2 protein-coding genes are annotated in these 1,136 nt (G+C 60.4%); both read right to left on the bottom strand.

What is annotated here, in order from left to right; all coding sequences use genetic code 11:
• On the bottom strand, positions 1-515 hold a 515-nt coding region (locus AWB65_RS34985), incomplete at its 3' end, for a porin (RefSeq protein ID WP_143281835.1).
• Between the two features lie 144 nt (positions 516-659).
• On the bottom strand, positions 660-1,136 hold a 477-nt coding region (locus AWB65_RS34980), incomplete at its 5' end, for an MFS transporter (RefSeq protein WP_125474309.1).

Raw genomic sequence — 1,136 nt, 5'->3', positions numbered from 1 at the left:
CCGCCAAACGAGAAGCCGGCGTAGTTTGCGCTCGTAAACTTCACTGCGTTGTTGCTGCGGAAGCTGTAGTTGAAGTTGTCGAGGTCGCCCGGATGCGCGGAGATGTAGCCGCCCCACTGATTGCTCACCGAGTACTGGCTCCCGAAGTCGATGAGCGAATCGTATTGCCGGCCGAAAGTCAGAGTGCCATAGGGGTTGGATAACCCGACATAGGCTTGCCGGCCGAACATCAGTCCGCCTTGGCCGAGCCGACCGTTGGTCACGTCAAAACCATTCTCGAGGCGGAAGATCGCTTTGAGCCCCCCACCCAAATCTTCGCTTCCCAAGAGTCCAAACCGGCTGCCCTGATTAACGCCGCTCGTCATGGCAAAAAGGCGCCCGCCATTAGCGTTGGACTGATAGTTGAAACCCGCATCAATAATGCCGTAGAGCGTGACGCTGCTTTGACCATAGGCGGCAGTGGCGAAGGCGCTCGACGCAGCGATTGCGCAAAGCGAGTAAGAATGCTTTTTCATGTACTGTCTCCAGAGTTCAGTTTTATCGCAGCGTGAGCAAGGCTTCGCCAACGGAGAGACCGGAATCGGTGTCTCGTGCGGACGTTCGGGTGGTGGTGTAGTGGGAGGCGCCAAGGTTTCAAACCTCGGCCCAGCGATGTTGTTTCAGGCGTGGTTCGCCTTTCTCGGCTTGTCGTGCCGCCCGACCGCGACGACGGTCACCGCCCCTACCAGCATCAGAGCCGCAAGGTAGTATTGGCCGGCGGCGAGTGTATGCGTGGTCTGGTTGAGCCAGCCGACAATGCCAGGGCTAACGAGGCTGCCAAGACCCGCAAGCGTGCTGATCAACGCGATGCCGCCCGCCGCGGCTTGCTTGCTGAGATACAGGCTCGGCATGGACCAGAATGGCCCCATCGCCGCGAAGGTACCCGCAGCCGTCACGATCAACGCGACAATCGACAAAGCGGGGTTTGCCGACACCATTGGCAGAGCCGCCCAGCCGATCGCTGCTGCGACGCCAGAGAGCGCGGCGTGCCAGCGGCGCTCCTTGCGCGCGTCGGAGTGTCGAGCCACCAGGTACTGGCAAACAAAGCCGGCAATGAAAGGGAGCGATGACAACACGCCGATCGTCCACAGATCGGT

This window comes from Caballeronia humi, from assembly GCF_001544475.1.
Taxonomy (GTDB): domain Bacteria; phylum Pseudomonadota; class Gammaproteobacteria; order Burkholderiales; family Burkholderiaceae; genus Caballeronia; species Caballeronia humi.
This window is presented reverse-complemented; position numbering and strand designations above follow the sequence as displayed.